Below are 13,278 nucleotides of genomic sequence, written 5' to 3'. Positions count from 1 at the left end.
CCGGGAGCGCCTGCCGCAACATCCGGTGAAGGTTTGCCGCCCCGCGCCCGCCGCCGGATCCGTTTCCCCCGTCTACCCTTGAGACACCGCAGGAAGCGGCCCCGCCCATTTCAAGGAACGCCCATGTCCCTCGCCATCGTCCACAGCCGCGCCCAGATCGGCGTGGAGGCCCCCGCCGTCACCGTCGAAGTCCACCTGGCCAACGGCCTGCCGTCGCTGACCATGGTCGGCCTGCCCGAGACGGCGGTGAAGGAGAGCAAGGACCGGGTGCGCAGCGCGATCATCAATTCCGGGCTGCAGTTTCCGGCGCGGCGGATCACCCTGAACCTGGCCCCGGCGGACTTGCCCAAGGACGGCGGGCGGTTCGACCTGGCCATCGCCTTGGGTATCCTCTCGGCCAGCGTGCAGGTGCCGACCCTGACCCTGGACGACGTGGAATGCCTGGGCGAACTGGCGCTGTCCGGCGCCGTGCGCCCGGTGCGCGGGGTGCTGCCGGCGGCGCTGGCGGCGCGCAGGGCCGGACGCTCGCTGGTGGTGCCGCGGGCCAACGCCGAGGAGGCGTGCCTGGCGTCGGGGCTGAAGGTGATCGCGGTGGATCACCTGTTGCAGGCGGTGGCGCACTTCAACGGGCATACACCGGTCGAGCCGTACGTGTCGGACGGTCTGATCCACGCCGCCAAACCCTATCCCGACCTCAACGAGGTGCAGGGCCAGGCGGCCGCCAAACGCGCCTTGCTGATCGCTGCGGCAGGCGCCCACAACCTGTTGTTCAGCGGACCGCCGGGCACCGGCAAGACGCTTTTGGCCAGCCGCTTGCCGGGGCTGCTGCCGCCGCTGGCCGAGAGCGAAGCGCTGGAGGTCGCGGCCATTCAGTCGGTCGCCAACGGCGCGCCGCTGACCCATTGGCCGCAGCGCCCCTTCCGCCAGCCGCACCACTCGGCGTCCGGGCCGGCCCTGGTCGGCGGCAGCTCGAAACCGCAGCCCGGGGAAATCACCCTCGCCCACCACGGCGTGCTGTTCCTCGACGAGCTGCCGGAGTTCGACCGCAAGGTGCTGGAGGTGCTGCGCGAGCCGCTGGAGTCGGGCCACATCGTGATTGCCAGGGCCAAGGAACGGGTGCGCTTTCCGGCGCGCTTTCAGCTGGTGGCGGCGATGAACCCGTGCCCCTGTGGATACCTTGGCGAGCCCACCGGCCGTTGCTCGTGCACGCCGGACATGGTGCAGCGCTACCGCAACAAGCTGTCGGGGCCGCTGCTGGACCGGATCGACCTGCACTTGACGGTGGCGCGGGAAGCCACGGCGTTGAATCCGCAGATGAAACCGGGGGAAGACAGCGCCAGCGCCGCCGGGCAAGTGGCCGAGGCCCGGGAGCGTCAGCAGAAGCGCCAACGGTGCGCCAATGCCTTCCTGGATCTGCCGGGGCTGCGGCGCCACTGCGGGTTATCCGCAGCCGACGAGGCGTGGCTGGAATCGGCCTGCGAGCGCCTGACGCTGTCGCTGCGCTCGGCGCACCGCCTGCTCAAGGTGGCGCGGACGCTGGCGGACCTCGAACGCTGCGACGACATCCGCCGCGACCATCTGGCGGAGGCGCTGCAGTACCGACCGGCGACACAGTAGAGGCGGGAACCGCCTCGGCCCCATCGCGAGCAGGCTCGCTCCCACAGGGAACGCGGTGGTGCGGCTAGAACTGCAGGAACCGGCCTGCTGGCAATGGCGGACTGTCCGGCACATCGATGTCGGATGGACCGCCGTCATCGCGGGCAGGCCCGCTCCCCGAGGGGAACGCGGTGGTGCGGCTCCCACGGGATCCGGTAGCACCGGTCAACCTGTGGGAGCGGGCTTGCCCGCGAAGCGATGTCAGGGGCGACTCAGCGGAAGCGGTCGACCTCGGAACGCAGGTCCGCCGCCAGCTTCTCCAGTTCCTTGGCGGTGACCGCCAGGTTGGACACCACTTCCCGCTGCTCGCTGTTGGCCAGCGCGATGCTCTGCAGGTTGCTGCTGAGCAAGGTCGCGGTGCTGCTCTGCTCCTGGGTCGCGGTGGTGATCGCCGCGAACTGCTGGCCCGCCGAGCGGCTCTGCTCGTCGATGCGCGCCAGGGCCGAGGCGACGTTGGCGTTGCGCGACAGGCCTTCCTGCATCAGCGCATTGCCTTGCTCCATGGTGCTGATGGCGTTGCCGGTCTCCTGCTGGATGCTCTGGATCATGCCGGAGATCTCGTCGGTCGCCTGACGGGTGCGCGAAGCCAGGTTGCGCACCTCGTCGGCCACCACCGCGAAGCCGCGGCCTTGCTCACCGGCACGGGCCGCTTCGATGGCGGCGTTGAGCGCCAGCAGGTTGGTCTGTTCGGCGATAGCGGTAATGACGCTGACGATGCCGCCGATTTCCTGGGAACGCTGACCGAGGGTGTTGATGACAGTCGCCGTGGTGTTCAGCGCGCCGGCGATCTGCTCCAGCGAGGAAGACGCTTCTTCCATCGAGGTGCGGCCGATCTGCGTCTGCTGGGCGTTTTCCTGGGCCAGGCGCTGGGTGTTGCCCATGTTGTCGGCGATGTTCAGCGAGGTGGCGCTGAACTCTTCGACCGCGCCGGCCATGCTGGTGATTTCGCCGGACTGCTGCTCCATGCCTTCGTACGCACCGCCGGACAAGCCCGACAGCGCCTGGGCCCGGCGGTTGACCTCTTCGGAGGAACGGCGGATGTGCTCGACCATGGTCGACAACGCTTGGCTCATCTGGTTGAAGGCGCGGGCCAGCTGGCCGATCTCGTCGTGGCTCGAGACGTCCAGGCGCACGCTCAGATCGCCGGCGCCCAGCGCCTCGGCCTGCCGCACCAGATCCCCCAGCGGCTGCAGCTTGCTGCGCAGCAGCCAGACCACGGAACCCACCGCCAGCAGCATCGCCAGCAGGCTGCCGATGGCCAGTTGCGTGCCGACGCTCCAGGTCACGGCACGGATCTCGCTTTTCGGCATGCTCGCCACCACCGACCACGGCCCGCCGTCGAACGGTACGGCGATGCTGTAGAAGTCTTCAGCGCTGTCGCTCCAGAAGCGGCCCTTGCCCGGCGTCTTCGCCAGGCCGGCGACCACCGACACCGCTTGCTCCGGCGCCTGCACGCCGGCCGGGGCCACCAGCCATTTGCTCTGCTCGTCCAGCAGCGCCAGCGAGCCGGTCTGGCCGATGCGGAAGCGCTTGAGGTTGTCGAACTGGGCGTTCTGCGCATCGGTGTAGTCGAAGCCGACGAACAGCACCGCGATCACCTTGCCGCTACCGTCGCGCACCGGGGTGTACTGGGTCATGTACAGGCGCTCGAACAGCAAGGCGCGGCCGACATAGCCCTGCCCCGCCATCAACCGCGCATAGGCCGGGTGGGCGTGGTCGAGCACGGTGCCGATGGCCCGGCTGCCGTCCTGTTTGCTCAGGGAAGTACTGACGCGGATGAAGTCCTCGCCGCTGCGCACGAACAGCGTGGCGACGCCGGCGGTCATCTGCTTGAACTCGTCGACTTCCTTGAAGTTGTTGTTCAACACCTCGCCGCCCAGGTGCAGGCCAGGCGTGCGGGTGCCGGCGACGGTCACCGGCTCGTCCGGATGGACGCTCAGGCCCGCGCTGAAGCGCTTCTCGAACAGCCCGCTCAGGCGCTGGGTGCTTTCGCGCAGCGTGCCGTGGAAAGTGCTCAGCTGGTCGGCCAGCAGGCGCGCCTCGCTGGCCAGGTGCTCTTCACGGGTGGCGAGGTTGGCCGAATCCAGCGAACGCAAGGCGAACACCGTACTGCCGCTGATGACGACCGCCAGTATCACGGCGAGCGCGAGGCCCAGCTGCGAGGCGATCCGGGCGCGGGGTTGAGACATGGACAGCTCCTGGCCGGGCCTGCGGATCCTCCCTGATCACGGCTCGGAAAATATTCTAATAATGGGGGTGTATCGCGGACCGGCACGACGGTTCCACTTGGACGTATTCGGCGGTGAAAGCGAATACTTGAGCGCACAACAGGGTTATGGCCCAGGGCCGGCATTGTGCTGGCTCGAACGATTCAGCTCAAGCGCGCGACCTGCGGCAACTCCATCGCCCGGACTTCGCCCTGAAGGAAATCGCTGAGGCGGCGCAAACGTTCACCTCCGGGGCGGGTCCTGGGCCACACCAGGTAGTAGTTCAGGCCGCTGGCGACGGCGGTGGGCCACGGCAGGCTCAACCGCCCTTGAGCCACATCTTCGGCCACCATCAGCAGGTCACCCATCGATACGCCGTAGCCCCGCGCCGCTGCGATCATCCCCAGCTCCAGGGTGTCGAACACCTGCCCGCCCTTGAGCGACACCTGCTCGGACAGGCCCATGCGCTCCAGCCAGCTGCGCCAGTCGCGCCGGTCGGGGGTCGGGTGCAGCAGTTCGGTGGCGGCCAGGCGGGCCGCGTCCCAGGGCCGGTCATTGGGCAGGTTGGGCGCGCCCACCGGGATCAGTTCTTCCGGGAACAACAGGCTGGCTTCCCAGTCCGGCGGAAAATGCCCGTCGCTGAGCAGCACCGCGCAATCGAACGGTTCGTTGTTGAAGTCCACCGAGTCCACGTCCATCCAGGCGCTGGTCAGTTGCACCTCGTTGCCCGGCTGCAGATGGCGAAAACGACTGAGCCGCGCCAGCAGCCAGCGCATGGTCAGGGTCGACGGGGCTTTCATGCGCAGGATGTCGTCTTCGGCGCGCAAGGTATTGCAGGCCCGCTCAAGCGCCGCAAAACCCTCACGGATGCCGGGCAGCAGCAGGCGCGCCGATTCGGTCAGTTGCAGGTTGCGGCCGCTGCGGTGGAACAGCCGGCAGGCGAAGTGCTCCTCGAGGGTGCGGACATGCCGGCTGACCGCACTCTGAGTGATCGACAACTCTTCGGCGGCACGGGTGAACGAGCTGTGCCGCGCCGCTGCTTCGAATGCGCGCAGGGCATACAAGGGCGGCAGACGACGGGACATGACAAGGCTCCGGTTGCGGGATGGCGCCAACTTATCAGAAATGCCCCTGGATGAGTTTTAATCATGCCACCCATCCTTTTTATCCCTTTGTGCCAACCTCGCCGAACCGCGAGAATCGACGGTCTCTTGCTCCCTCGATTAAAAGGATGTGACGACCATGCAGCGTCCCGTGCGTACCGAACTCTGGGCCATCCTCCGGCTGGCGGGGCCGCTGATCGCCTCGCAGTTGGCGCACATGCTGATGGTGCTGACCGACACCCTGATGATGGCGCGCCTGAGCCCGGAAGCCCTGGCCGGCGGCGGCCTGGGCGCGGCGAGCTATTCGTTCGTGTCGATCTTCTGCATCGGCGTGATCGCGGCGGTCGGCACCCTGGTGGCGATCCGTCAGGGCGCCGGCGACATCCTCGGCGCCGCCCGGCTGACCCAGGCCGGGCTGTGGCTGGCCTGGCTGATGGCCCTCGGCGCCGGCCTGCTGCTGTGGAACCTCAAACCGGTGCTGCTGCTGTTCGGCCAGACCGAAACCAACGTCAACGCCGCCGGGCAGTTCCTGCTGGCCTTGCCGTTCGCCCTGCCCGGCTACCTGAGCTTCATGGCCCTGCGCGGCTTCACCAGCGCCATCGGCCGGGCGACGCCGGTGATGGTCATCAGCCTGGCCGGCACCGTGGCCAACTTCCTGCTCAACTACGCGCTGATCACCGGCCTGTTCGGCCTGCCGAAACTGGGGCTGACCGGCATCGGCCTGGTCACGGCGATCGTCGCCAACTGCATGGCGCTGGCGCTGGCCTGGCACATCCGCCGGCATCCGGCCTACGACGCCTACCCGCTGCGCCAGGGCCTGTCGCGCCTCAACCGGCAGTACCTCAAGGAACTGTGGCGCCTGGGCCTGCCGATCGGCGGCACCTATGCCGTGGAGGTCGGGCTGTTCGCCTTCGCCGCGCTGTGCATGGGCACCATGGGCAGCACGCAACTGGCGGCGCACCAGATCGCCCTGCAGATCGTCTCGGTGGCGTTCATGGTGCCGGCGGGGCTGTCCTACGCGATCACCATGCGCATCGGCCAGCATTACGGCGCCGGGCAATTGCTCGACGCGCGGATGTCCGGGCGGGTCGGGATCGCCTTCGGCGCGGCGGTGATGCTGTGCTTCGCCATGGTGTTCTGGCTGTTGCCGGATCCGCTGGTGGGCCTGTTCCTGGATCACGACGACCCGGCCTTCGCCGAGGTGATCCGCCTGGCCGTCAGCCTGCTGATGGTGGCGGCGTGGTTCGAGCTGTTCGACGGCGTCCAGACCATCGCCATGGGCTGCATCCGCGGGCTCAAGGACGCCAAGACCACCTTTCTGGTCGGGCTCGGCTGCTACTGGCTGATCGGCGCGCCGGCGGCGTGGCTGATGGCGTTCCACCTGCACTGGGGGCCGACCGGCGTCTGGTGGGGCCTGGCGCTGGGGCTGGCATGCGCGGCGGTGTGCCTGACGCTGGGGTTCGAGTGGAAGATGAAGCGGATGATCCGGCACGAGCCTTCGGACTCGTTCGCGGTCGCCCAGGCCGAATGATCCTGACGCGCAGCGCCTGGACTGACGCCATCGCCAGCAGGCCGGGTGACCCGCTCAGACCACCACGTCCAGCGCCGGCTCTTCGCCGGAGCCGACCGTGAGGTAGGCCACCAGCTCCGCCAGCGGCAGCGGCTTGCTGATCAGGTAGCCCTGCACCTGATCGCAACCGAAGCCGCGCAGCAACGCCATCTGTTCTGCGGTCTCCACCCCCTCGGCCACCACTTCCAGGTGCAGGTTGTGCGCCAGGTTGATCATCGCGTGCACCAGCTTGCGGTTCTCTTCGCGCTGTTCCATGCCGCCGACGAAGCTCTTGTCGATCTTGAGCAGCGTGATCGGCAGGCTGTTGAGGTGCACGAACGAGGAGAACCCGGTGCCGAAGTCGTCCAGCGAGAAGCGCACGCCGAGGCGGCCGAGGGCGTCCATGGTCTGCTTGACCAGGTCGCTGCGGCGCATCACGGCGGTTTCGGTGAGTTCGAACTCCAGCCACTGGGCCTCGACGCCGCGCTCGGCGATCAGGCGGCTGAGGGTAGGCAGCAGCTGGCTGTCCTGAAACTGGCGGAACGACAGGTTGATCGCCATGTGCAGCGCCGGCAGGCCGTGCTCGCGCAGGGCCTGCATGTCGCGCAGGGCCCGGGAGATCACCCAGTAGCCCAAAGGCACGATCAGCCCGCTCTGCTCGGCCAGCGGCACGAACTCGCTGGGCGGCAGCAGCCCGCGCTCGCTGTGGCGCCAGCGTACCAGGGCCTCGAGGCCGACGATCTGCCCGTCCGCCAGGTTCAGGCGCGGCTGGTAGTGCAGCTCCAGCTCGTCGCGGCGCAAGGCCCGGCGCAGCTCGCTTTCGAGGTCGGCCATGCTCCGCGCGTTGCGGTTGATCCGTTCGTTGAAGATGTGGAAGGTGCAGCCCTGGGTGCTCTTGGCCTGCTGCATGGCGATGTGCGCGTGCCACATCAGCGGGTCGGCGCCGGCGTGGGCGCGGGCATGGGCGATGCCCAGGCTGGAGCCGATCAGCAGGCTCTCGCCGTCGATCCAGTAGGGTTCGGCCAGCGCTTCGGTGATGCGTTCGGCCATCCACTCGGCGCGCTGCGGGGCGCGGCGGGTGTCGATCAACAGGGCGAATTCGTCGCTGCCCAGACGGGCCAGCTGATCGCCGGCCTCCAACTGGCTCTTGAGCCGCGCCACCACCTGCAGGATCAGGCGGTCGCCGGCCTGGTGGCCGAGGGCGTCGTTGGCGTGGCGGAAGTTGTCCAGGTCCAGGTGCCCGAGGGCCAGGCCCCGGCCGTCGTTTTCGGCCAGGCGGGCCGTGAGCAGGGTCTGGAAACCCTGGCGGTTGGCGATCCCGGTCAGCGGATCCTGTTCGGCCAGGCGTTGCAGGGTGTTCTCCAGCACGCCCCGCTCGCGCACATGGCGCAGGCAGCGGCGCAGCATGCCGGTGTCGAGCGCGTCGCGCACCAGCCAGTCGCTGACGCCGTCGGGCGGGTTCGCCGGCTCGTGCTCCAAAAGCAGCACCGTCGGCAGGCTGCAGCGCCCGGGCGCCGGCTGCAGGCCCGGCACGGTCAGCAGCACCGCGTGGCGGTTGTCTTCGAACAGGCGGCTGACCGAATCCCAGTCCGGCGCGCCGATCAGCACCGCCGAGCTGCCCATCGGCGCCAGGCACTCGCGCAACAACGCTGTCCAGGCCGGCTCTTCGGCCAGCAGCAGCAAACGCAAGGGTTCGACAGGCGTAGACAAGCTGACTCCCTAGACTCTGCAATGATGTGGGCGGCGGGCATTATGCCGTTGCGCCGGCCAATGACCAAATGACATCGGTTATCAAATCGTCGTTTTGTGTCACGAATGAGAACATTAGACGCAAAATCTCCGCACATCCTGCGTGAAAGTATCAAAACCGGCAAACTGTAACCGCGTGCTGCGTCACAAGTCGGACAGGAGCGGCACAATTCGCTGAGCCTGTTAAAATGCCGCCCCATTTCGTCAACGACTCCCGAATTTCCGTATGTCCCGACTCAATCCCCGGCAGCAAGAGGCCGTGAACTACGTCGGCGGCCCTCTTTTGGTGCTCGCCGGCGCTGGCTCCGGCAAGACCAGCGTGATCACGCGCAAGATCGCGCACCTGATCCAGAACTGCGGCATCCGCGCCCAGTACATCGTCGCGATGACCTTCACCAACAAGGCCGCCCGCGAGATGAAGGAGCGCGTCGGCACCCTGTTGCGCGCCGGCGAAGGCCGCGGCCTGACGGTCAGCACCTTCCACAACCTGGGCCTGAACATCATCCGCAAGGAGCACGAGCGCCTGGGCTACAAGCCCGGCTTCTCGATCTTCGACGAGACCGACGTCAAGTCGCTGATGACCGACATCATGCAGAAGGAATACTCGGGCGACGACGGCGTCGACGAGATCAAGAACATGATCGGCGCCTGGAAGAACGACCTGATCCTGCCGGCCCAGGCCCTGGAGAACGCGCGCAACCCCAAGGAACAGACCGCCGCCATCGTCTACACCCACTACCAGCGCACGCTCAAGGCGTTCAACGCGGTGGACTTCGACGACCTGATCCTGCTGCCGGTGAAGCTCTTCGAGGATCACGCCGACATCCTCGAAAAGTGGCAGAACAAGGTGCGCTACCTGCTGGTGGACGAATACCAGGACACCAACGCCAGCCAGTACCTGCTGGTGAAGATGCTGATCGGCAAGCGCAACCAGTTCACCGTGGTGGGCGACGACGACCAGTCGATCTACGCCTGGCGCGGCGCGCGGCCGGAAAACCTGATGCTGCTCAAGGAAGACTACCCGTCGCTCAAAGTGGTGATGCTGGAGCAGAACTACCGCTCCACCAGCCGCATCCTGCGCTGCGCCAACGTGCTGATCTCCAACAACCCCCACGAGTTCGAGAAGCAGCTGTGGAGCGAGATGGGCCACGGCGACGAGATCCGCGTGATCCGCTGCCGCAACGAGGACGCCGAGGCCGAGCGCGTGGCCATGGAAATCCTCAGCCTGCACCTGCGCACCGACCGGCCCTACAGCGACTTCGCGATCCTCTACCGCGGCAACTACCAGGCCAAGCTGATCGAGCTGAAGCTGCAGCACCACCAGGTGCCGTACCGTTTGAGCGGCGGCAACAGCTTCTTCGGCCGCCAGGAAGTGAAGGACCTGATGGCCTACTTCCGCCTGATCGTGAACCCGGACGACGACAACGCCTTCCTGCGGGTGATCAACGTGCCGCGCCGGGAGATCGGCTCCACCACCCTGGAGAAGCTCGGCAACTACGCCACCGAGCGCAAGATCTCGATGTACGCCGCCACCGACGAGATCGGCCTGGGCGAACACCTGGACAGCCGCTTCACCGACCGCCTGTCGCGCTTCAAGCGCTTCATGGACAAGGTGCGCGAGCAGTGCGCCGGCGAAGACCCGATCTCGGCCCTGCGCAGCATGGTCATGGACATCGACTACGAGAACTGGCTGCGCACCAACAGCTCCAGCGACAAGGCCGCGGATTACCGGATGAGCAACGTCTGGTTCCTGATCGAAGCCTTGAAGAACACCCTGGAGAAGGACGAAGACGGCGAGATGACCGTCGAGGACGCCATCGGCAAGCTCGTGCTGCGCGACATGCTCGAACGCCAGCAGGAAGAGGAAGACGGCGCCGAGGGCGTGCAGATGATGACCCTGCACGCGTCCAAGGGCCTGGAGTTCCCTTACGTGTTCATCATGGGCATGGAAGAGGAAATCCTGCCGCACCGTTCCAGCATCGAGGCCGACACCATCGAAGAGGAACGCCGCCTGGCCTACGTGGGCATCACCCGCGCCCGCCAGACCCTGGCCTTCACCTTCGCCGCCAAGCGCAAGCAGTACGGCGAGATCGTCGACTGCGCCCCGAGCCGCTTCCTCGACGAGTTGCCGCCGGACGACCTGGCCTGGGAAGGCAACGACGACACCCCGACCGAAGTCAAGGCCGTGCGGGGCAACAACGCATTGGCCGATATACGCGCGATGCTAAAGCGTTAGAATCGACCACTTTTTTACTAGACCTTCGGCGCACACGGCGCCAGTAGAGGAACGCTTCATGGAAGCACTGCACAAGAAAATCCGCGAAGAAGGCATCGTGCTTTCCGACCAGGTCCTGAAAGTCGACGCCTTTCTGAACCATCAGATCGACCCGGCCCTGATGAAGCTGATCGGCGACGAATTCGCCGCGCTGTTCAAGGATTCGGGCATCACCAAGATCGTCACCATCGAAGCCTCGGGCATCGCCCCGGCGATCATGACCGGCCTGAACCTGGGCGTACCGGTGATCTTCGCCCGCAAGCACCAGTCCCTGACCCTGACCGAGAACCTGCTGTCGGCGACCGTGTACTCGTTCACCAAGCAGACCGAAAGCACCGTGGCCATCTCCCCGCGTCACCTGACCAGCAGCGACCGCGTGCTGATCATCGACGACTTCCTGGCCAACGGCAAAGCGTCCCAGGCGCTGATCTCGATCATCAAGCAGGCCGGCGCCACCGTGGCGGGCCTGGGCATCGTCATCGAGAAGTCGTTCCAGGGCGGCCGCGCCGAGCTGGACTCGCAAGGCTACCGCGTCGAGTCGCTGGCCCGCGTGAAGTCGCTGAAGGATGGCGTGGTGACTTTCATCGAATAACCCGCAACACCGCGCTCCCTTGTAGGCGTGAGCCTGCCCGCGATAGCGATGTATCCGTCTCCACATGTCGTGACTGATAGACCGCTATCGCGAGCAGGCTCACGCCTACAGGTGTTTGGGCCAGGCATTACTGTGCAGTGGCCTTCAGGCCTGTGAGCAGCAAACGCCGGTACAGGTCTTCTTTCAAGCCTTCCGGCCTGGTGAGCTGCATCCGCGCCAGGTGCTCCGGGAAAGTCGAGGCTTCCGGTGCATCGAGGGCAGCCCTGCCCAGCTCCAGAATCTCGCTCAGCTTGAACTTGCTCTTGAGCCAGTTCAGCGCCCGCAGCAGGTCCCGCTCCACCTCGGTGAAATCGCAACCCAGCGGATACTCCGGAAACAGGTTCGGATGCCGCGCGGCCATCCCCTGCAAACGCTGCGGGGTGTTGTCGGCGAAACGCGGATCGAGGCGGAAATCCTTCGGCAGCTTGCCGGCCTTCTGCGCCCGCTCGGTCAGCTCCGGCTGAAAGCGCGAGTCGCTGATGTTCAGTAGCGCTTCGATCACCGCCGCGTCGGACTTGCCGCGCAGGTCGGCGATGCCGTACTCGGTCACCACGATGTCGCGCAGGTGCCGGGGAATCGTGCAGTGGCCGTACTCCCAGACAATGTTCGAACTGACCTCGCCGCCGGACTCGCGCCAGCTGCGCAGCAGCAGGATCGACCGCGCCCCCTCCAGCGCATGGCCCTGGGCAACGAAGTTGTATTGCCCGCCGACGCCGCTGAGCACTCGCCCGTCTTGCAGTTGATCCGCCACACCGGCGCCCAGCAGGGTCATGGTGAACACGGTGTTGATGAACCGCGCATCGAGGCGCTGCAGGCGCTTGAGCTCTTCCTGACCGTACAGTTCGTTGATGTAACTAATGCGGGTCATGTCGAATTCGAGGCGCTTGCCGTGCGACAGCTCGTGCAGGCGCTCGTAGAAACTGCGCGGCCCGAGGAAGAAGCCGCCGTGCACCGAAACGCCGTCGGATTGCGCGGCCTCATCGAGGGTGCCGGCGTTGGCCTGTTGCTGGGTCGGCACATCCGGGTAGACCTTGCGCCGGATGATCCCCGCCTCCGCCAGCACCAGAAGGCCGTTGACGAACATTTCGCTGCAACCGTACAGGCCCTTGGCGAACGGTTCGAGACCGCCCTCGCGCTCGATCAGCCGCGCCCACGGGCTGAGGTTCACCTCTGCCAGCAGGCTGCGGTATCCGGCGTTGTCGGCCTGGCGCACCAGCAGGGCGGCGGTCAGCGCATCGCCCATCGAACCGATGCCGATCTGCAGCGTGCCGCCGTCGCGCACCAGCGCGCTGGCGTGCAGGCCGATGAAGTGGTCCTGAAACCCCACCGGCATGTTCGGCGTGGAAAACAGCGTGCTGCTGTCCTTCTCGTCGACCAGCAGGTCGAAGGTGTCGATGTCCACCTCGGCGTCGCCGGGCATGTACGGCAGTTCGGTGTGCACCTGGCCCACCAGCAGGATGGTTTCCCCGGCGGCCCGGCGCTTGGCGATCATCGGCAGCAGGTCGAGGGTGATGTCCGGGTTGCAGCTCAGGCTCAGGCGATCCGGATGCACGGCGCTGCTGGCCAGCAGCTGCGCCACCAGGTTCAGCCCGGCGGCGTTGATGTCGCGGGCCGCGTGGCTGTAGTTGCTGCTGACGTAGTCCTGCTGGGCCTGCGTGCTGTGCAGCAGGCTGCCGGGCTGCATGAAGAACTGCTCGATGCGGATGTTGGCCGGCAGGCTGTCGCGGCGCAGGTCGGCGAGGAACTCCAGTTCCGGGTAATCGCCGAAGACCCGTTCGACGAAGGGCTCCAGAAAACGCTTCTGCAAGCCGTCGCCCAAGGCCGGACGGCCGAGGCACAGGGCGGTGTAGACCGTCAGTTGCCGTTGCGGCAGGCCCTTGATGCGCCGGTACAGCGCGTTGACGAAACGGTTGGGCTTGCCCAGCCCCAGCGGCAGGCCCATGTGGATATGCGCCGGCAACCGCGCCAGCACATCGTCCACGGCCTGTTCGATCGAACACAGTTGCACCATCTGAAGCCTCCCGCCCGTTCCATGAATAGAGGTACGACCGAGCTTGCCGCCAGATTGCTGCAATGACCAGTCTCAGGACGGAACGGCGGGCACAAAA

At 66.6% G+C, this 13,278-nt stretch carries 8 protein-coding genes; 4 read left to right on the top strand and 4 right to left on the bottom strand.

Annotated features, from left to right (window positions below; all coding sequences use genetic code 11):
* Positions 1–123 precede the first annotated feature (123 nt).
* Positions 124–1,617, top strand: coding sequence for a YifB family Mg chelatase-like AAA ATPase (locus KVG96_RS25430; RefSeq protein WP_217894489.1), 1,494 nt, complete (start codon positions 124–126; stop codon positions 1,615–1,617).
* A 251-nt stretch (positions 1,618–1,868) separates the two neighbouring features.
* Here the strand turns inward: KVG96_RS25430 and KVG96_RS25425 are convergent, their stop codons facing one another.
* Entirely contained in the window at positions 1,869–3,845 is a 1,977-nt protein-coding gene (locus KVG96_RS25425; RefSeq protein ID WP_217894488.1) for a methyl-accepting chemotaxis protein, read from the bottom strand.
* Between the two features lie 182 nt (positions 3,846–4,027).
* A complete protein-coding gene (locus KVG96_RS25420; RefSeq protein WP_217894487.1) occupies positions 4,028–4,948 on the bottom strand; it encodes a LysR substrate-binding domain-containing protein in 921 nt (306 codons plus the stop codon).
* Positions 4,949–5,105: 157 nt separating this feature from the next.
* Here KVG96_RS25420 and KVG96_RS25415 point away from each other — a divergent pair, with 157 nt between their 5' ends.
* Complete coding sequence (locus KVG96_RS25415; protein WP_217894486.1) at positions 5,106–6,497, top strand: NorM family multidrug efflux MATE transporter; 1,392 nt, start codon at positions 5,106–5,108, stop codon at positions 6,495–6,497.
* A gap of 54 nt (positions 6,498–6,551) precedes the next feature.
* On the opposite strand, the gene KVG96_RS25410 is transcribed toward KVG96_RS25415, so the two are convergent.
* Positions 6,552–8,225, bottom strand: a complete 1,674-nt coding sequence (locus tag KVG96_RS25410; RefSeq protein ID WP_217894485.1) for a putative bifunctional diguanylate cyclase/phosphodiesterase — start codon at positions 8,223–8,225, stop codon at positions 6,552–6,554.
* A gap of 265 nt (positions 8,226–8,490) precedes the next feature.
* On the opposite strand from KVG96_RS25410, the gene rep reads away from it, so the two are divergent.
* Positions 8,491–10,500 (top strand): DNA helicase Rep, encoded by a 2,010-nt coding sequence (rep, locus tag KVG96_RS25405; protein WP_217894484.1) that lies wholly within the window; start codon positions 8,491–8,493, stop codon positions 10,498–10,500.
* 58 nt (positions 10,501–10,558) lie between these two features.
* Positions 10,559–11,131, top strand: coding sequence for a xanthine phosphoribosyltransferase (locus KVG96_RS25400; RefSeq protein WP_085578914.1), 573 nt, complete (start codon positions 10,559–10,561; stop codon positions 11,129–11,131).
* Between the two features lie 127 nt (positions 11,132–11,258).
* Here the strand turns inward: KVG96_RS25400 and KVG96_RS25395 are convergent, their stop codons facing one another.
* Positions 11,259–13,181 carry an acetyl-CoA hydrolase/transferase C-terminal domain-containing protein gene (locus KVG96_RS25395; protein WP_217894483.1) on the bottom strand — a complete coding sequence of 641 codons (1,923 nt, stop codon included), beginning with the start codon at positions 13,179–13,181 and terminating at the stop codon, positions 11,259–11,261.
* Between the last annotated feature and the right edge of the window lie 97 nt (positions 13,182–13,278).

The organism is Pseudomonas ekonensis, from assembly GCF_019145435.1.
GTDB lineage: Bacteria > Pseudomonadota > Gammaproteobacteria > Pseudomonadales > Pseudomonadaceae > Aquipseudomonas > Aquipseudomonas ekonensis.
Note: the sequence above shows the minus strand (reverse complement) of the source record. Positions and strands in the feature narration are given on the sequence as shown.